The organism is Rhodococcus sp. BP22 (genome assembly GCF_014281965.1).
GTDB lineage: Bacteria > Actinomycetota > Actinomycetes > Mycobacteriales > Mycobacteriaceae > Rhodococcoides.
In genome coordinates, this window is the sequence record NZ_JACFTB010000009.1 from 1 (window position 1) to 19,746 (window position 19,746).

General features: G+C 60.7%; 9 protein-coding genes. 5 read left to right on the forward strand and 4 right to left on the reverse strand.

Going from position 1 to position 19,746, the window contains the following annotated elements; genetic code table 11:
* Together H2510_RS18310 and H2510_RS18315 are read left to right on the forward strand one after the other, a co-directional pair.
* A partial coding sequence (locus H2510_RS18310) for a non-ribosomal peptide synthetase (protein ID WP_186629733.1) occupies positions 1–10,743 on the forward strand: 10,743 nt, incomplete at its 5' end.
* Between the two features lie 119 nt (positions 10,744–10,862).
* Positions 10,863–11,444, forward strand: coding sequence for a hypothetical protein (locus H2510_RS18315; protein ID WP_315901426.1), 582 nt, complete (start codon positions 10,863–10,865; stop codon positions 11,442–11,444).
* 27 nt (positions 11,445–11,471) lie between these two features.
* Here H2510_RS18315 and pabB read toward each other — a convergent pair whose 3' ends face one another.
* The 3 genes from pabB to H2510_RS18330 form a co-directional block, all read right to left on the reverse strand.
* Complete coding sequence (gene pabB, locus H2510_RS18320; RefSeq protein WP_186629734.1) at positions 11,472–13,529, reverse strand: aminodeoxychorismate synthase component I; 2,058 nt, start codon at positions 13,527–13,529, stop codon at positions 11,472–11,474.
* 9 nt (positions 13,530–13,538) lie between these two features.
* Positions 13,539–13,913, reverse strand: coding sequence for a chorismate mutase family protein (locus H2510_RS18325; protein WP_186629735.1), 375 nt, complete (start codon positions 13,911–13,913; stop codon positions 13,539–13,541).
* Positions 13,914–14,260: 347 nt separating this feature from the next.
* Positions 14,261–14,599, reverse strand: coding sequence for an RNA polymerase-binding protein RbpA (locus H2510_RS18330; protein WP_084345141.1), 339 nt, complete (start codon positions 14,597–14,599; stop codon positions 14,261–14,263).
* Positions 14,600–14,778: 179 nt separating this feature from the next.
* Here H2510_RS18330 and H2510_RS18335 point away from each other — a divergent pair, with 179 nt between their 5' ends.
* Together H2510_RS18335 and H2510_RS18340 are read left to right on the forward strand one after the other, a co-directional pair.
* Positions 14,779–15,111, forward strand: a complete 333-nt coding sequence (locus H2510_RS18335) for a hypothetical protein (protein WP_186629736.1) — start codon at positions 14,779–14,781, stop codon at positions 15,109–15,111.
* 103 nt (positions 15,112–15,214) lie between these two features.
* Positions 15,215–15,670 (forward strand): tellurite resistance TerB family protein, encoded by a 456-nt coding sequence (locus tag H2510_RS18340; protein ID WP_186629737.1) that lies wholly within the window; start codon positions 15,215–15,217, stop codon positions 15,668–15,670.
* Positions 15,671–15,718: 48 nt separating this feature from the next.
* On the opposite strand, the gene H2510_RS18345 is transcribed toward H2510_RS18340, so the two are convergent.
* Positions 15,719–17,203, reverse strand: a complete 1,485-nt coding sequence (locus H2510_RS18345; protein ID WP_186629738.1) for an amidase — start codon at positions 17,201–17,203, stop codon at positions 15,719–15,721.
* Between the two features lie 135 nt (positions 17,204–17,338).
* On the opposite strand from H2510_RS18345, the gene H2510_RS18350 reads away from it, so the two are divergent.
* Entirely contained in the window at positions 17,339–19,723 is a 2,385-nt protein-coding gene (locus H2510_RS18350; protein WP_186629739.1) for an excinuclease ABC subunit UvrA, read from the forward strand.
* The last annotated feature ends 23 nt before the right edge of the window (positions 19,724–19,746 follow it).

Consider the following 19,746-nt stretch of genomic DNA (forward strand, 5'->3'; position numbering starts at 1 on the left):
CTACCCGATCTCAGTGTCACAGCTCTCGAATTCGATGCCGGGGTCGCAAAGTTCGACCTGCAGTTGACGATGTCGGAGCGTTTCGACGAATCAGGTTCTCCCGCAGGGATGTCGGGTGCACTGACCTATGCCGTCGACCTGTTCGACGAGGACTCGGTGCAGAAGTTCACTGACAGATTCGTCGCAATCGTCGATGCTGTGACCGCAGACTCGACCGTCACGATCGGTGAGATCGAGATCGTGGAACCCGCCGAGATTGCTGCGATGCGGTCCGACTGGAATCACCCAGGAACACTTCCGTCGAGCGAGACCCTGACCGCGCGGTTCGAGGCTGCTGTTCGACGCTTCCCCGAATCCACGGCCGTCGTTGACGGTGAAGCCGAGTACTCCTACGCCCAACTCGAGGCGCGAGCGAATCAGCTCGCACGCCACTTGGTCTCGGTCGGGGTAGGACCGGAAACTCTTGTGGCAGTGGCTATGCCGCGGACTGCCGAGTTGATCGTCGTACTGCTGGCGGTACTCAAGGCCGGCGGCGGATACCTCCCCGTCGACGTCACCTATCCGGCAGACCGACTAGCCTTCATGCTGGTCGATGCCGCACCGGTCTGTGTCGTCTCGACGTCTCGGGATGTGGAATCGGTTCCCACCGACGCTCTCGCAACGGTCCTGATAGACGACCCGGAAACCGTGTCGACTTTGGATTCGCTGTCGCCGGAACCGTTGTCTTCGAACGAGCGTGTCGGCGACGCCAGGCCGGATTCGGTCGCGTACGTCATCTATACATCGGGGAGCACCGGCCGCCCCAAGGGCGTTCAAGTTACGCATGCGACCGTCGCGACGCTCTTCCAGAACACCATCGGTAAGTTCGGCTTCGACGAATCCGATGTGTGGACGATGTTCCACTCTTATGCTTTCGACTTCTCGGTGTGGGAGCTCTGGGGGCCGTTGCTGTACGGCGGCAAGCTGGTCGTAGTCGACTACTACACTGCGCGCTCGCCGGAACTGTTCCGTGAGCTACTGGCTGCCGAACAGGTCACCGTGCTCAATCAGACACCGACGGCGTTCTACCAATTCGCCGAGGCAGACCGTACGGCGCCTGCCGATTCCGATGCACTGGCGTTGCGCTACGTGATCTTCGGCGGCGAAGCACTCGATCTCGGTCAACTCGGTCGTTGGTATGACCGACATGCCGAGGATTCACCCACTCTGGTGAATATGTACGGAATCACCGAAACCACCGTGCATGTCAGTTATCTGCCGCTCGACGAGGAGTTCGCCGCCTCTGCGTCCGCAAGCGTCATCGGGCAGGCGATCCCCGGATTGACCGTGTCCGTGCGTGATCGACGCTTGGGTCTGGTTCCTCCTGGCGTCACCGGCGAAATGTATGTATCCGGTGCACAACTTTCACGCGGGTACCTCGGTCGAACAGCTCTGACGTCGACGCGCTTCGTCGCGGACCCCGACAGCAGCGCGGGAACTCGGATGTATCGCACCGGTGACACCGCTCGGTGGAACCGTGCCGGCCAACTCGAGTATCTCGGCCGCAGTGACATGCAGATCCAGCTACATGGATTCCGAATCGAACTCGGTGAGATCGAGGCTGCGTTGTCCAGCTACGACGGCGTCGCTCAATCGGTGGTCTCGGTTCGCGACGACGGGGCAGGCGATCGTCTTGTCGGCTATGTCGTGCCGGAAGCGGGCCGGACCGTGGACACTTCGTCGATTCTGGAGTTCGTAAGTGGGACGCTGACGTCGTACATGGTGCCCGCAGCAGTCATCGTCCTAGATGCACTTCCGTTGACGGCCAACGGAAAACTCGATCGCCGAGCTCTGCCGGCACCGGACTTCGCCTCGAGTGTCACATTGAGCCGGGCCCCTGCGACGCCGATCGAAGAAAGCCTTGCATCGTTGTTCGCCGAGGTTCTCGGACTTGATGCAGTCGGAGTGAACGACTCGTTCTTCGCACTCGGTGGCGACAGCATCATGTCGATCCAGCTGGTCTCGCGCGCCAAGGCAGCAGGATTGGTCATCGCTCCGCGAGACGTGTTCGAGCGCAAGAGCGTTGCGGCACTGGCCGAAGTAGCTCGCCGCGCCGAGGACTCCGAAGCTGTGGTCCTCGAGGAGTTGCCGGGTGGTGGAGTCGGTGACCTTCCGCTGACCCCCGTCGTGCAGTGGATGCTCGAGCGCAGCGAAGAGTTCGGTCGATACACCCAGACTGCGCTGCTGCAACTGCCCACGCAGATCGAGCGGGAGATTCTCCACACCACTGTTCAGACCGTGCTGGACACCCACGACATGCTCCGTGCACGCCTGTACCGGAACGATGACGGTGTCTGGTCGGAAACGGTGGAGCCGGTCGGGTCGGTAGAGGCTTCATCGATCATCCACAGGGTCGAAGTCGACTCGATCGAAGGATCCGAGTTCTCCACCTTAGCCGCGCTCGAATTGGATTCTGCCGCAGACCGTCTCGATCCGACGGTCGGTCGAATGATTCAGCTGGTCTGGTTCGCAGACTGCTCGGGCCGTGGTCGTCTTCTCATCGTCGCGCATCACCTGGTGATCGACGGGGTGTCCTGGCGCATCCTCGTGCCGGACCTGGCTTCGGCTTGGGCGCACGCAGTGGCCGGTACCGAACCCACACTGCCCGAGACCGGAACCTCGATGCGTCGATGGGCAACAGGCCTCGCCGAGGTCGCCGAGACGCGTACGGACGAGTTGTCGCTGTGGCAGGGCATGCTCGCCGGAGCCGACGAGGTCATCGGTTCACGGGCCCTGGATCCGACCGTGGACGTCGACGCCACCGTCGAACGCATCAGAGTGTCGTTGCCGACGACTGTCACCGAACACCTTCTGACGACTCTCCCGGAGAAATTTCATGGCAGCGTCAACGACGGACTTTTGACCGGTCTCGCTGTGGCACTGACGGCCTGGCGACGTGAGCAGGGCTCGACTGCCGACAATGCCCTTGTCACATTGGAGGGCCATGGTCGTGAAGACGGCGTCGTGCCGGGTGCAGATCTCGGACGTACCGTCGGTTGGTTCACCACTATCTTCCCGGTGCGCCTGGGTCTGACCGGCATCGATCTCGACGACGTCCTCGAAGGGGGACCCGCAGCCGGCGATGCCATCAAATCGGTGAAGGAACAGCTGCTGGCGATCCCGGATCATGGCATCGGCTACGGCATGCTGCGGTACCTGACCGAGGAAGGAAGAACTGTCCTGGGCAGGTTCCCCCGACCACAGGTCAGCTTCAACTACCTGGGGCGCTTCGCCACAGGTTCATCGGAGAACATGCAGGACATCGGCTGGATCCCGGTGTCGGATACAACGTTGGGCGACGCACAGAACCCGAACATGCCGGTTCCCGCTGTTCTGGACATCAACGCCGTCACGAACGCCACCCCGGCAGGCCCCGTTCTGGACGCCACCTTCGCTTATCCGGCAGGTGTTCTCGCTTCGCACGAGGTGGACCGACTGATCGAACTGTGGGTTGCGGCGCTGACTGCGTTGACGACGCACGCCACGACGTCGAATGCGGGCGGCTTCACCCCGTCGGATCTGGATCTGGTCGATATCGACCAGGCGACCATCGCCGAGCTCGAGGCACGCTTTCCTGCCCTCGACGATGTCTGGTCGATGTCGCCGTTGCAGGCCGGCCTGTTGTTCCACGCCCGGCTGGCGGGCGAGGTCGACCAGAGCGTCGATACAGGTGTCGACGCCTACATGGTGCAACTCGGGTTGGAGCTGCGCGGCATCGTGGACATCGATCGGATGAAGGCTGCGGCGCAGACCTTGCTCGATCGCCACGCCAATCTTCGAACTGCGTTCGTGCACAATGCAGACGGGGAATCGGTACAGGTTGTTCAAACGGGCGTTCGGGTTCCATGGAGCCACGTCGATCTGCGCGGTGAAGTCGACAGCGATGCCGCTCTCGACCGTGTTCTCGAAACCGACCGCGCCACGCGATTCGCACTCGATCATGCTCCGCTGCTCCGATTTACGTTGATCACCAAGGCAGAGGGGGAGTGGCGTCTGTTGATGACCAACCACCACATCCTGCTCGACGGATGGTCGACACCTCTGCTCATCAAGGAACTGTTGACGCTCTACGCCACTGCGGGTGACGATTCGATGTTGCCTCGCGTGCCCGCGTATCGCGACTACCTGGCGTGGATGCACACCCGCGACTCTTCGCTGTCCACCGCAGAATGGACGCGTGCTCTGGCAGGCGTCGAAGAACCCACGCTTCTCGCCGATGCAGATCGTGGCCGTCATCTCTCGACGATCTCGGTGGAGAGGTCTCGGTCGTTGTCACTGGAGACCACTGCGGCGCTGAGAGAATTTGCTGCACATCACGGCTCGACGCTCAATACCATCGTCCAGAGCGCCTGGGGCGTGGTACTTGCTGCACTGACCGGCCGCACCGACGTCGTTTTCGGCGCCACAGTGTCCGGCAGGCCGCCGGAAGTCAACGGCATCGAGTCGATGATCGGCTTGTTCATCAACACATTGCCCGTGCGAATCACATTGAACCCTGCCGAACCGATCGGTGACCTCATCGATCGTGTGCAGATGGAGCAGGCAGCTTTGCTGGACCATCACTACCTCGGTCTTACCGAGATTCAGCGCGCAGCAGGCCCGGGCGTCTCGTTCGACACCCTGACCGTCTTCGAGTCCTATCCGGTCGACCGCGCCGGCTTGTCGGAGGAGACCGATATCGCGGGAATGAAGGTGGCCGACGTCCTGGGTTCGGACGCCGCACATTATCCACTGACTCTCGTTGCGTCCGTTGATGATCGCCTTCACTTGAAGGCCAAGTATCTGCCCGATCTCTTCACCACCGAACAGATCGATCGGATCGTCGCCCGCGTCGAGCGTGTGCTCTATGCCGTCCTCACCGACGATCGGAGCCCGTTGGCGCGGGTTCGCCTGCTCGACGACATCGAACATGCTTCCTTGGCTCCAGTCGTCGGTGCCAAGGGCGGCTCGAGCAGATTGTTGCCGCACATTCTGGAGCAGGCCGCAGCCGTCGACCCCGACCATCAAGCACTTCGCTTCGCCGATCGGTTCGGTGAGCGGACCTTGTCCTACGGCGAGCTGGATCGTCGGTCCACACAACTGGCCAGGCTGCTGTTGGCACGTGGGGTGTCTGCGGAAACGTTCGTTGCCATCGGCCTTTCCCGGTCGATCGAATCCGTCGTGGCCGTCTGGGCTGTCGCCAAATCCGGTGCCGCCTTCGTCCCAGTGGATCCCGCATATCCGCGGGATCGCATCGACCATATGGTCAGCGACTCGGACGCACACTTCGGCCTGACCGTGCGGGCCAATATGTCCGGCCTGCCGGAGATGCTGGCTGGTGGCGGTGCATGGATCGTTCTCGACGACGCACAGACCACGGCAGAACTCGACGATTACTCTTCGACGCCGCTCCGCGAGGACGAGCGGGTCACCGGGATCGCGCTCGACAGCATCGCCTACGCCATCTACACCTCCGGCTCGACCGGACTGCCCAAGGGTGTTGTAGTGACGCATACCGGTCTCGATAACTTCGCTCTCGAACAGTCCGAGCGATACGAGATCACCCCACAGTCGCGGACTCTGCATGTGTCCTCTCCCAGCTTCGATGCCTCGGTGCTCGAGTACTTACTGGCATTCGGAGTGGGCGCGACCATGGTCATCGTCCCGCCGACCGTGTACGGCGGTGAAGAACTCACAAACATTCTCTCGTCCGAAAAAGTCACCCACGGTTTCATCACCCCGGCAGTTCTCGCCTCGGTGGATCCTGCCGGTCTCGACTCGTTCCAGCACGTGGTTGTCGGCGGCGAGGCTGTTCCCGCCGAGTTGGTCGCAGCCTGGGCACCCGGACGTAACTTGTTCAACGGCTACGGTCCGACCGAGACGACCATCATGTCGAACATCAGCGACCCGCTGAATGCTGATTCTGCGCCGACCATAGGTGGTCCCATCCGCGCGGTGTACGAAGTGGTACTAGACACCAGAATGCAGCCCGTTCCTGTCGGTGTGCCGGGTGAGTTGTATCTTGCGGGCGCAGGACTGGCACGTGGCTATCACGCACGAGGAGCCTTGACTTCCGAACGCTTCGTCGCGAACCCGTTCGGCTCGGCCGGCGCTCGTATGTACCGCACCGGGGACGTCGTTCGCTGGACACCCGAACGCACCGTCCAATACATCGGGCGCAGCGATTTCCAGGTCAAGGTGCGCGGGTTCCGCATCGAGCTCGGCGAGATCGACGCCGTGCTCTCCACCCACCCGGCCGTCGGCTTCGTTGCCACCGTAGGATCGCAAACACCCTCTGGCGCTACAGTTCTGGTCGCATATGTCCGCGCCACCGAGCGTTCTTCGGAGATCGACAGCGTAGAACTGACGGCACATGCGTCGGCGAGCCTTCCCGGCCACATGGTGCCCTCACTTTTCGTGCAACTTGCCGAAATACCGCTGACACCGGTCGGCAAGCTGGACCGCCGGGCACTACCCGAGCCCGAATTCGGTTCGGATGCAAGAACCTACATCGAGCCGCGGAACGCGTACGAAGCCACGGTTGCGACCGTGTTCGAAGAGACTCTCGGAATCGAACGCGTCGGTGCCCTCGACAGCTTCTTCGATCTGGGTGGAGATTCCTTGTCAGCCACCCGAGTGATCGCGCGCATCAACGCCGCGAGCGGTGCGGGACTGGGAGTTCGAGCAATCTTCGAAACACCCACAGTCGCAGGATTGGCTGCGGCCATAGGAACGTCCTCACGTGCTGGTGACCGCCCAGTCCTGCGTGCCGTCGATCGCCCCGAGCGGATCCCGCTGTCGCTGGCGCAACAGCGCATGTGGTTCATCAACACCTTCGATCCGACCTCGCCCGCGTACAACGTGCCGCTTGTCGTGCGCTTGACCGGAGAACTCGACCTGGCGGCCCTCGAACTGGCAGTCACGGACCTGCTCGATCGGCACGAATCCTTGCGGACGACATTCCCGTCCGACGGCATGATGCCCGAACAACGGATCCACCGAACCGGGGACGTGGTTCCTGCTGTTTCGGTGGTCTCCATTGCCGAAGGCGACCTTCGCGATGCCATCGCCGCGTTCGCCGGGACCGGATTCGACGTCACTACCGAGATCCCGATTCGTCTTGCGCTGTACCGAGTCGAGTCAGCCGAACCCACACATGTGCTCGCCGTCGTGGTACACCACATCGCAGCGGATGGAGCCTCGATGGCCCCTCTTGCCCGCGACGTGATGATCGCCTACTCCGCTCGGACCGCCTCGAGTGCGCCCGCATGGGCACCGTTGCCCGTGCAATACGCCGACTACACGCTCTGGCAGCGCGAACTACTCGGCGACGAAAAGGACCCCGCCAGCATCGCCAGCGGACAATTGGATTTCTGGCGCACGACACTTCGCGGAGTGCCCGACTTGCTTCCGCTCCCGACGGATCGTCCACGGCCGAACATGCAGGACTTCCGCGGAGGACGCGTCGTGTTCTCGATCGACAAGGATGTCCACCTGCGCATGACGGAATTCGTCCGCGAGCGGAACGCCACCATGTTCATGGTCGTGCACGGTGCGTTTGCCGCGACCCTCGCCCGCCTCAGCGGAACAGAGGATATCGCCATCACCACTCCGGTGGCAGGCAGAGGTGAAGCAGCACTCGACGACCTGATCGGCATGTTCGTCAACACTCTCGTACTTCGGACTGTCGTCGATGGCGCCGAATCGTTCGAGTCGCTGCTCGGTCGGGTTGTCGATGCCGATCTCGAAGCTTTCGGCAACACCGAGATCCCGTTCGAGCGTGTCGTCGAAGTCCTCAATCCGGCACGATCGACGGCATACTCACCGCTGTCCCAGGTCGCGTTGTCGTTCCAGAACAACACCAAGGCACGTCTGGAATTGCCGTCGCTCACCGTCGAAGGATTCGACTTCGATGTTCCTGTCGCGAAACAGGACTTGCAGTTGCTGCTCTCGGAAACGTTCGACGAGTCCGGTCAGCCTGCAGGTATCGAAGCTGCATTCGACTTCGCGACATCGCTGTTCGATCCCGCGACGGTCGAGTCCTTCGCTGATCGGTTCGTTCGGATACTGGATTCGGTCACCCTCGACTCCGCTTCACCGATCGGTGACGTGGACATACTCGAGCCCACAGAGCGCTCGAAGTTTGCTCCGGCACGCGGCGATGACGGTGTACAGGAGCAGACCTGGCCGCAGATGCTCACGACAGAGGCATCTTTGAATCCCGACGGCATCGCGTTGGAATTTCGGGACACCAGGATCTCCTACCGGGATCTGGACAATCTGTCTACGCGTATCGCACGTATGTTGATCGACTTCGGCCTGGGTCCCGAGTCGTTCGTCGCACTTGCCCTGCCGAGGTCGATCGAATCGGTCGTGTCGATGTGGTCGGTGACCAAGTCCGGTGCGGCCTTCCTTCCGGTGGACCCGAACTATCCTTCCGATCGCATCGCTCATATGCTCACCGACTCGAAAGCACCGATCGGTATCACTGTCGCCGAATACCGTGACCAGCTGCCAGACATGATTCCGTGGCTCGTCATCGACGATCCCGAATTCGTCGACGATGCACAGCGTTATCCGACCGAGGAGGTCACCGACGCCGATAGGACGTCGACCCTGCAGCTCGATCATCCTGCCTACCTGATATATACCTCGGGCTCGACAGGACGACCCAAGGGCGTTGCCGTGCGGCACCGTGGTCTGGCCAATTTGGAAGAGGAAGTCACGCACCGGTTCCATCCGAACATGAAGTCGCGGATCTCCCATATCGCGTCCCCGAGCTTCGATGCCTCGATCTACGAACTCATCATGGCCTTCGGTGTGGGAGCCACAGTCGTCATCGTTCCGCCCGGAATCTTCGGCGGCGACGATCTGGCAGATCTGCTCGAGCAATCCGGCGTCACGCATGCTTTCCTCACCCCGGCTGCGCTGTCCTCCATCGACGGTGACCGGCTTACCGACGTCGGTGTTCTCGCAGTCGGCGGAGAAGCGTGCACGCCCGAACTCGTCGCTCGATGGGCACCGGGCAGGGAAATGTTCAACGGCTACGGCCCAACCGAGACTTCGATCCAGGCAAGCGTCGGTGGTCCACTGGTCCCCGGTCAGGTGATCGACGTGGGCCGGCCGGCAATCGGCTTCCGCTACTCGGTCCTCGACGAACGACTGCGTCCAGTTCCAGCCGGCGTCGCAGGAGAGCTCTACATTGCCGGGCCTGGAACTGCTCGCGGTTACCTTTCTCGTTTCGCCTTGACGTCCGAACGGTTCGTCGCGGATCCATTCGGTGAACCGGGTGAACGTATGTATCGCACGGGAGACGTAGTTCGCTGGACTGCTGGCCACACGATCGAATTCGTCGGGCGCAGTGACTTCCAAGTCAAGGTTCGCGGCTTCCGGATCGAACTCGGTGAGATCGATGCCGCGGTCACCGCGCACGACGCCGTCGTGTTCGCGGCGACCATCGGTCATACTGCGCCGTCCGGCGACACCGTCCTGGTGTCGTACATTCGGGTTGCTGATGGGCACTCGGTCACTACGGCCACGCTGCTCGAGTTCGTCGGCGAATCGCTTCCGCGGCACATGGTCCCAACAGCAATCGTGGTCCTCGACGAGATTCCGCTCACTCCCGTCGGTAAGTTGGACCGTCGAGCGTTGCCGGTACCGGAATTGACCGGGGCGACGGTCGCGTACCGCGCACCGTCCTCGGCGACAGAAGCCTCCGTAATCAAGGTCTTCATCGAGATTCTAGGAGTCGACACCATCGGCGTCGACGACAACTTCTTCGACCTCGGAGGTACGTCGTTGGTGGCAACACGCGTCGTACCTGCTTTGGAGATCGCGACGGGTGTTCGCGTCCCTCTGCAAGCGTTGTTCCTGGACCCGACTGCGGCTGTGCTTGCCGCCCGAATCGACTCTGCCGAAAGCTCGTCGTCTGCTCTCGACAGTGCATTTGCGGTAGTGATCCCACTTCGTGGGCAGGGAAGCGGAACACCTCTGTTCTGTGTTCACCCCGGCATCGGACTGTCGTGGGGTTACTCCGGAATCGTTCGACACCTCGCGGCCGATCGACCTGTGTACGGTCTTCAGCTTCCGAGCATTTCCGAAGGTGGTGCCTTCGAGTCGATTCAGGCTCTCGCACACCGCTACGTCGAGGAGATCCGAAAAGTTCAGCCCTCCGGTCCGTACAACCTTCTCGGTTGGTCACTCGGCGGTGCGATCGCACATGCGGTCGCGGTCGAACTTCGACGAGGCGAATCCATCGTCGAGTCCTTGACGATCCTGGACAGTTATGTGATCGACCCCGACGAGGCGGTCGTAGGCCGCCTCACCGTCGAGGAGCTGCTCGCAGGGCTCGGCCTCGATGTCGGGCCCCAGGAGTCGGACGCACCGCTGAACTACGAGAGTGCAGTGGAACTTCTGAACGAATCCTTCGGCCAGAACACCGGTGTGACTCCGCAGCATCTGGAACGGATCAACGACGGATTCGGTAACTCGACGACAATCATGAACCGCTTCGTGCCTGATGTCTTCGATGGGAACGTTCTGTTCTTCTCCGCGGCACAGGGCTCCGGCGATGGAGTTTCTCGCGACCCTGCGCAATGGAATGAATTCGTGACCGGAAAAGTGCGAATACATGATGTCGACTGCGCCCACAATCAGATGATCGAACCGCAGGTGCTCGCGGAAATCGGCACAGTATTGGAAAGCTATCTCGATGAAAACCTGTAATGAGCACACGAATCGGGTAGTACCGAATACCATCGCAGAGACAAAAGAACAATTCGTCGAACTACGGTCTGGGGATGCCTGTGAAGCGGATCAAGTCAGTAACGGCTACATTTGCTGCGGTGCTTGTTACGACGTCAGTGACGGTTGCGGTCGGGGGCGGCACGGCATATGCCGATCCGGTCGCAGCGAACGAAACAGTGAATTACCAAACATCCGTTCTACCGGATGGCGCTGTCAGTACCATCCTCGATTCAGGCGCGTTTCGTATCGACGCAACTTCTGAGCAAGTTCAGGTGATCGGTGCATCCGGTAGCGTCCTGGCCGCCTTGCCATTGTCTTACACCGTCAACGGTACGTCGTATTCGATAGCGCCCGCCGTACTCGGCAGTCGACAATTGTTGCTGACGCCACAACCGGCAGCGTCGCTCGTGACCGATGTGGCGGGCCCGATCACCAAGCAAGCTGCACTCGATAATGCACTGAACCAAATCGCTATCGGCTATGCCAACGGTGGCGCAATCGGTACCGCCGTGGGTGCAGCCCTCGGATTCGCCATCGGATGCGTATCGATCTTTCCGAACTTTATTTCCGGGTGCATCATCGGAACTGCCATCGGTGTCGTGGCGGGATCGATTATCGGAACACTCAATGCCAACCCGCAGGTTCAACCAGCGGTGTTCGAGTACTTCGCTACTCCCTGAGGAACCGAGGTCTGAGGGGCGGAACAGTTAGCTTCGTCCCTCAGGCCGGCGGCCCAGCGCCCTTCGCATCGAGACTGCTTTGACCATCGTCTCCTCGAATTCCTCTTCCGGGTCCGACAACGCAACGATGGCTCCGCCGACTCCGAACGTGACCTCGTGCTCGGTGGAGACGATGGTTCGAATGACAATCGAGAAGTCGGCGGTGCCCGTCACCGACAAGTATCCGATCGCTCCGGAATAGACCCCGCGCGGACCGTCTTCCAACTTGTCGATTATGGCCATCGTTCGAATTTTCGGCGCTCCTGTCATCGAGCCACCGGGAAATGCGGCGCTGATACAGTCGACGGCAGAGGCGTCGTCGCGTAGTCGGCCTCTCACTGTGGACACCAATTGGTGTACCGGCGCATATGTTTCGACGTCGAACAACTTGGGGACATGTACCGAACCCGGGATGCATACGCGGGCAAGATCATTGCGGACGAGGTCGACGATCATCAGATTTTCGGCCTTGTCTTTCTCGTTGTCGAGAAGATCAGCCCGGAGTTCCGCATCTTGTTCAGCGCTTTCACCGCGCGGCCGCGTCCCCTTGATCGGCTTCGATTCGACAATTCGATCGGCATCGATACGCAAGAACCGCTCCGGTGATGCGCTTGAAACCGACAGATCAGCGAAGCCGAGAAATGCGCTGTAGGGTGTGGGATTGATTTCGCGCAGATAGGAATAGGTACCGAGCGCATCGATCGGACCGGGGAACGTCGCGGTATTGGTAAGGCACACTTCGTATGTCTCTCCGGACCGGATTTCAGCCAGACACTGTTCGATCAGGTCCAGATACTTCGCATGGTTGTGGCGAAGAGGCAACTCGTTCTGCGCAAGTGGAGCGAGCAAGGGCGCTTGCGTGTCTGGAACCTTCTTGTCCTCGTGGCCAAGCGATCTCAATGCGTGCTCGACCGATGCGAACCACTGTGCAGTCTCTGTCTCCGCTCGATCCAGGACGAGGGCCATGACATAGCACTGCCGTCCTGCATGGTCGAAGACTACGGCGCGGTCAGCGAACACCATCGAGGCGTCCGGAGTAGGTGCGGTATGAACGAGCTGACCGCCGACATCGGCTTTGAGTTCGTAACCCAAGTAACCGACGTAACCGAGGCCGAATGCGAAGGGCAGGTGTTCGAGTGGGGGAGTTGCACGATCACGCAGTTGGCGGTCGAGGTACGCGAAGAAGGTCGAATCGATGGTTTCCACCGACCCGTTGCTGCTTTCGACTCTGACCTGTCCCTCGGCGACTCGGTACGTAACGTACTCCGCCAGCGGACCAGAGCAGTCTCCCATGATGGTGAACTGTGAATTCGGCTCGACCGCGGCACTGCCGTCGAGCCAGAAGCTATTGGGTCCACTCGCGAACAGCGCAGAGAACGCTCGCTCGGTATCGAATTCGCCGTCTATGCAGTGAGTTTCGATCGAGTACGGTGATCTAGGCGGAAGTTCGGTCGACGCTCTGGGCTTGCGGGCCACCGTGAGATCCCGAAAGTTTGCCAGCAATTCGCGGCCGTAGTCGGTACTGATCGACTCCGGATGAAACTGCACTCCCCAGATCGGTCTGGTGCGGTGACGAACAGCCATCACCAGGCCATCATGGGTCCACGCGAAGGCTTCGAGTTCGTCGGGCACTTCCACGGTCAGCAACGAGTGATATCGCACGACCGAATATGGTGACGGAATTCCCTCGAACAGATCGTCACCGGTATGGACGACTTCCGAAATTCGACCGTGCATCGGCGTGGGTGCAAGATCGACCACGCCACCGAGCAGGTGACATATCGCCTGATGGCCCAGGCACACGCCGAGTATCGGTAGCTCACCTTCCTCGATAGCGCGTGCGCTGATGCCGAGGTCGTGTGCGGTCATCGGGCGTCCCGGCCCCGGAGACACGACGACATTTTCGAAGTTGCCGAAATCGATGGACTCCCAGGGCACGTCATTCTTGACGACCACCGGCGGCACGCCGTTCACCTCTGCCAACAGGCTGTAGAGGTTGTAGGTGAACGAGTCGTAATTGTCGATGAGCAACGTGCGTACAGCCATGGCCATCACCTAACGATGCTGCGCGTCGGACGCGGCGCGCTGGGTGGGAGAGTCCGATTCGATGATGAGGTCTTCGACACGACATGCCTCTGTGATCAACAACTTGTACACCGAGGTGAGAAAGTCCTCCGACAGATCATTGCTACGTGCGAACTGGCGGGCTCTTTCCTGAACGACCCCGACGCGGCCCGGTTGCATCATCGGTATTTCGAACTCACGCTTGACGCGCGCGACACGCGCGCAGATATCGATCCGGTCACGAATCGAATCCAGAAGACGGTGATCTACCGCGTCCAGTTCCTCACGCAGTGAGCTCAAAAGATTTTCGGAATCCCCGTTCACGTGGTGCCGCCCCTCTCGCTCTGCCGTGGATGCCGCGTTCATCTTCGAAAGCTGCGTTTCCACCTACTGCGTTTCCACCTGCTGGGTCGACATATACATCGACTATTCTCGGCAAGCTGTTACCGCTGATCGCTACTGATTGTGCGTTGCCGATTATGCATTGCCGATCCCGACGTACGGACCGATTGCGCTGATTGAACGCAGCCCGGCCCAGGGGACAATCCTTCCATCACATGACGAAGATGGGATGGCGTCCGTGAAGAAATTGTTCATTTGTAGTCGATTCGAAATATGTGCATGCCGAAAACAAACCCACCGTATGAAGTGTGGCAAAAAAATGCGCCGAACGAATGTTTCCATTCGTTCGGCGCAAAGTTAGCGGAGCTACTTCAGGCGCCGCGGCGCTTGACCTTCAGTAGGTCCATCCGTTCCTTGAGAAGCTCTTCGAGCTCTTCCACGGAACGGCGCTCGAGGAGCATGTCCCAGTGAGTACGCGGAGGCTTTACCTTCTTGGCCTCCGGTGCCGTTCCTTCGAGGAGTGAACCCTCGAGGCCGTTCTTGCACGCCCAAGTACCGGGAATCTCGGCTTCGTCGGCGAACGGGATGTCGAACTCTTCACCGTTGTCGCAGCGATACCGGGCAACCCGGCGAGGCGCGAGATCATGATCGCGGTCGGTCTCGTAGCTCACAGCACCGAGACGGCTACCCCGTAGTACGCGGTCTGCCATTGTGAAGTCCTCTCCTCATAGTGCATGCGATTTTGCGCGGGGCGAGTGATGCCCACCTGCAACTCACAAATATGTCAACGTCTGTACCGCGTCGTTCGTTCCCGTATCGACACGCGAGAAGTCTCTGGTCGGCGCCAGTCCGTGGTCATTCTACCGTCCCGCACCGTTAGGCTCGGTACATGCCGGTGTCGTCTCGTCGAGTTCATGCGTGCGCATGGTGCGGACGCGAGGTCGCCGACTCCGGAATGGGTCGACGGCGGAGGTACTGCCGTCAGTCGTGCCGGCAGCGAGCCTACGAGCACCGCAGCGCGGTGAAGGGCACATCCATCCCGGAAGATGCCGTCGTCTTGTCGGCCGATGAGGCGTCGGCGTTGATCGACCGCACGTTCGAGGTCCGATGTGCAGCCGAAGACGTCGCGATTGCTGTGCAGGAAGGTGCGACGGCGGAAGAACTCACAGCACTGTGCGTCGAACTTCTGGCCAGAGCAAAAGACGCCGAACGGTTGAGATAGGGCTCACCGAGGCCAGTTGGTTCATCGATTCGGACACTTCGGACCAAGGCGTGGACAATGGAGTCGATCGCGCGAACGGCGCGACGCCGAACGAAGGAGATCCATGGCTTTCTGGGACCAGCTCAAGTCGAAGGCCCAAGAGCTGAACGGGCAGCTGCAGACCAAGACCGTCCAGTTCAAGAACAAAGAATTCGCCAACGGCAGCATGGCGATGTGCGCTCTCATCGCCGCAGCGGATGGCACCATAGATCCGGCCGAACGGCAGAAGACGGCATCGCTCATTGCCAGTAACGAAGCCTTGAAGGTGTTCCCTGCCGACGAACTGCGACAGAAGTTCGACTGGTATTGCGACAAGCTGAACGGTGATTTCGACTTCGGCAAAGTGGAAGCCACTGCCACCATCGGCAAGTTGAAGACCAAGCCGGAACAAGCCCGGGCAGTCATTCAGATCGGCATCATCATCGGTGGCGCAGACGGACTGTTCGACGACCATGAGAAGAACGCGGTGCGCAACGCGTGCTTCGCCGTCGGCATAGATCCGGCCGAGTTCGACCTCTGACTCACTGACCCGCGGTACCGACTGCGCTCGGTACCGCGGGTTACGAGGTCACACTGCCGGAGCCGGGAATCGATGAATCCACGGTTGTGCTTCCTCGAGCTGAGCCGCGAGCCGGAGTAGTTCACCATCGGATCCCAATTTTCCGACGAACTGCACGCCCAGTGGTAGCCCGTCCTCGGTCCAGTGCAGAGGAACGCTGATCGCGGGGCGGCCAGTGAGATTGGCCAACTGGGTATAAGGGACCCACCCGAGGCTGTCCTCGACGACGTCGTCCAGCACCCCGCTGAGTGCCATGAGTTTTCCACCTCGAACCTTGCTGACGAGACGAGCGGTTCGCTGCACCAACGACGAGGTGGAGGTGGCGCCTACTCGCAGAGGGGGAGTGGCCAACGTCGGAGTGAGCAGGTAGTCGAAACGCTCGTGGAAAGCGCTGAGTGACCGGATGTGCGACGTCGTTCGTTCCAACGCCTCGATCAGGGCAAGCAAACCACTCGAACGACCGAACTCCGCAATTGCCACAGTGTCAGCCTCGAAATCGGAATCGCTTGCGCCAGTTCGTCTTTTGATATCTGCAATCTGCGCGTGCACCTGAGCGAACCAAATCGTCAGGAAGTCACGCGAGAGCGCCCAGTCGTCGTATGGCGGCGTCACCTGCTCGACGTGGTGCCCTAAGCCTGCGAGCAGTTCGGCGGTACGCTCCACCGCCTCGACAGCCTCCCGGTGCGGTGCCGGATTGACCGCCGAGGACGAGGACCAGCCGATTCGTAGCGGGGACGGGGCTCGATCGAGATCCTTCGAAAATGCTTGCGCGGGAAATGCAGCTTGGTAGTCCGAGTTCGAATCAGGGCCGACAATCGCGTCGTACAGGGCAGCGCTGTCACGCACAGTTCTGCTGACCACCCCCTGCGTCACCATTCCGAACATGATTTCTCCGGTCTGCGGACCATAAGGGGAAAGTCCTCGACTGAGCTTCAGGCCGACGAGACCGTTGCACGCCGCGGGGATCCGGATCGAACCGCCGCCGTCGTTCGCGCCGGCTGCGGGCACAATCCCAGCAGCTACGGCCGCGCCGGATCCACCCGAAGAACCGCCGGGCGTGCGGGAAAGGTTCCATGGGCTGCGGGCAGCTCCCCAGTAGTCCGGTTCGGTGACACCCTTCGCACCCAACTCCGGTGTGTTGGTCTTCCCGAAGATCACCAGACCTGCGTCGAGAAACCGCTGCGTCACGAGGGCGTGATCGGTAGCGACGTGATGGGCCAGGGATCGCGAACCGTACGACGTCGGATAGCCCTTGTACTCCTGGAGAAGATCTTTGATCAAAAACGGCACACCTGCGAGAGGGCCGCTGAGCGACGGGTCGCCGGCCCGCGCGTCTGCAGCGTCCAACGGCGCCACGATGGCGTTCAGCTTGCCGTTCACCTCAGCCGCTCGTTCACGTGCGAGATCGAGTAGTTCGCGCGCAGTTACCTGCCGGGTGCGAACGGCTTCTGCCAATGACAGGGCATCTAGGGACATGTATTCGCCGAGCTTCATGCGCAGATGCTAACCCGCGAGGAGCCGTCGATAATATGGATCAGGAATCGAGAAGCGGGATAGTGGGACGCGAAGCTACCGTGACGACACATACGCCGCGACAGCTACCTGCTCTGGAGATGGAGAACCGAACGCATGGTCACGAAGAGAAGTGCGAATTCGCATGGACTGCATGCCGCCGATGCTCACGATCTCATCCGAGTTCAGGGCGCTCGAGTGAACAATCTCAAGGGCATCAGCGTCGATATACCCAAGCGCAGGCTGACCGTCTTCACCGGCGTTTCCGGCTCGGGCAAAAGCTCGTTGGTGTTCAACACGATTGCCGCGGAGTCACAGCGGATGATCAACGAAACCTACAGCGCGTTCGTTCAGGGCTTCATGCCCACACTTGCTCGGCCCGACGTCGATGTACTCGACGGTCTGACGACGGCGATCATCGTCGATCAACAGCGAATGGGTGTGGATCCTCGATCGACTGTGGGCACCGCCACAGACGCCAACGCGATGCTTCGTATCCTTTTCAGCCGGCTCGGCAAGCCACACATCGGTTCGGCGCAGGCTTACTCCTTCAACGTCGCCTCGATCTCCGGTGCGGGTGCTGTCACCATCGACAGGGGTGGCCGACAAACGAAGGAACGGCGCAGTTTCAGCATCACCGGCGGAATGTGCCCACGGTGCGAGGGCCGAGGGTCGGTCTCCGACTTCGATTTGCCCGCGTTGTTCGATGCGGCCAAATCCTTGAACGAGAACGCAATTACCGTTCCCGGCTACAGCATGGATGGCTGGTACGGCCGCATCTACCGCGGATGCGGCTTCTTCGATCCAGACAAACCGATCGGCAAATACACCAAGAGAGAAATGAACGATCTGCTCTACAAGGAGCCGACCAAAATCAAGGCAGAAGGCATCAACCTGACGTACGCGGGACTGATCCCACAGATTGAAAAGTCCTTCCTGGCCAAGGACGTCGACGCGATGCAACCCCACATTCGTGCTTTCGTGGAACGCGCAATCACATTTGCCACCTGTCCAGAGTGCGACGGCACTCGGCTCAGCGAGGCTGCACGATCGTCCAAGATCAAGGGCAAAAACATCGCCGACCTGTGTGCGATGCAAATCAGCGATCTCGCCGAATGGCTCGGTAGTGTGAAGGAACCGACCATGACGCCGCTGCTGACGTCGTTGAGCGGGATCCTCGACTCGTTCGTCGAGATCGGACTCGGGTACCTGAGTCTGGACCGGCCGTCCGGCACCTTGTCCGGTGGTGAAGCGCAGCGCACCAAGATGATTCGTCACCTCGGTTCCTCGCTCACCGACGTCACCTATGTCTTCGACGAGCCCACGATCGGCCTGCATCCGCACGACATCGCTCGGATGAACGACCTTCTCCTGAGGCTTCGAGACAAAGGCAACACGGTGCTGGTGGTCGAGCACAAACCGGAAACGATAGCGATCGGTGACCACATCATCGACCTCGGTCCCGGCGCCGGGAGCGGGGGAGGAGAACTCTGCTTCGAAGGGACGGTCGAAGGACTCCGCGCAAGTCGAACCATTACGGGCCGACATTTCGACGACCGGGCAGCACTGAAGGACTCCGTCCGGGCTTTCACCGAGGTTGTGAAAATCCGCGATGCGACGTCCCACAACCTTCGATCCGTCGACGTCGATGTGCCGCTCGGAGTTCTCGTGGTCGTCACCGGCGTCGCCGGTTCGGGCAAGAGTTCGCTGATCCACGGATCGCTCTCCGGACTGGAGGACGTCATCGCGGTCGATCAGGGAGCGATCCGCGGATCCCGACGCAGTAATCCAGCTACGTACACCGGGCTACTCGATCCGATTCGGAAAGCGTTTGCCAAGGCCAACGACGTCAAGCCTGCCTTGTTCAGCGCCAACTCCGAAGGTGCATGCCCGAACTGCAACGGTGCAGGCGTCATCTACAGCGACCTCGCAATGATGGCTGGGGTTGCCACCGTATGTGAAGTGTGTGAGGGCAAACGTTTTCAGGCATCGGTGCTGGAGTACTTCCTCGGTGGCCGAAATATCAGCGAAGTTCTCGAAATGCCGGTGGCCGAAGCCGAGGTATTCTTCGGCGAAGGCGATGCGAAGATACTGTCCGCACACAAGATACTGACCAGACTCTGCGATGTCGGCCTCGGTTACGTCAAGCTGGGTCAGCCTCTGACCACGCTGTCCGGTGGCGAACGGCAGCGCCTCAAGCTCGCAACCCACTTGAGCGACAAAGGCCGAATCTACGTACTCGACGAGCCGACCACCGGGCTCCATCTGGCCGATGTCGAGCAATTTCTCGGCCTACTCGATCGCCTCGTCGACTCCGGTAGATCAGTAGTGGTGATCGAACATCACCAGGCGGTCATGGCGCATGCTGACTGGATCATCGATCTCGGACCCGGAGCCGGACACGACGGCGGCCAGATCGTTTTCGAAGGCACGCCCGCAGATCTCGTCGCCGATCGATCGACCCTTACCGGCGACTACCTCGCGCGATATGTCGGTAACTGACCGATAGCCGACAATGCAGGGTC

Excerpts from the sequence above, each read along its gene's own strand:
- H2510_RS18330 (WP_084345141.1), bottom strand. The coding sequence starts at position 14,599 with ATGGCAGACCGCGTACTACGGGGTAGCCGTCTCGGTGCTGTGAGCTAC.
- H2510_RS18340 (WP_186629737.1), top strand. The coding sequence starts at position 15,215 with ATGGCTTTCTGGGACCAGCTCAAGTCGAAGGCCCAAGAGCTGAACGGG.
- H2510_RS18350 (WP_186629739.1), top strand. The coding sequence starts at position 17,339 with ATGGTCACGAAGAGAAGTGCGAATTCGCATGGACTGCATGCCGCCGAT.
- H2510_RS18345 (WP_186629738.1), bottom strand. The coding sequence starts at position 17,203 with ATGAAGCTCGGCGAATACATGTCCCTAGATGCCCTGTCATTGGCAGAA.
- H2510_RS18335 (WP_186629736.1), top strand. The coding sequence starts at position 14,779 with ATGCCGGTGTCGTCTCGTCGAGTTCATGCGTGCGCATGGTGCGGACGC.
- pabB (WP_186629734.1), bottom strand. The coding sequence starts at position 13,529 with ATGGCTGTACGCACGTTGCTCATCGACAATTACGACTCGTTCACCTAC.
- H2510_RS18325 (WP_186629735.1), bottom strand. The coding sequence starts at position 13,913 with ATGAACGCGGCATCCACGGCAGAGCGAGAGGGGCGGCACCACGTGAAC.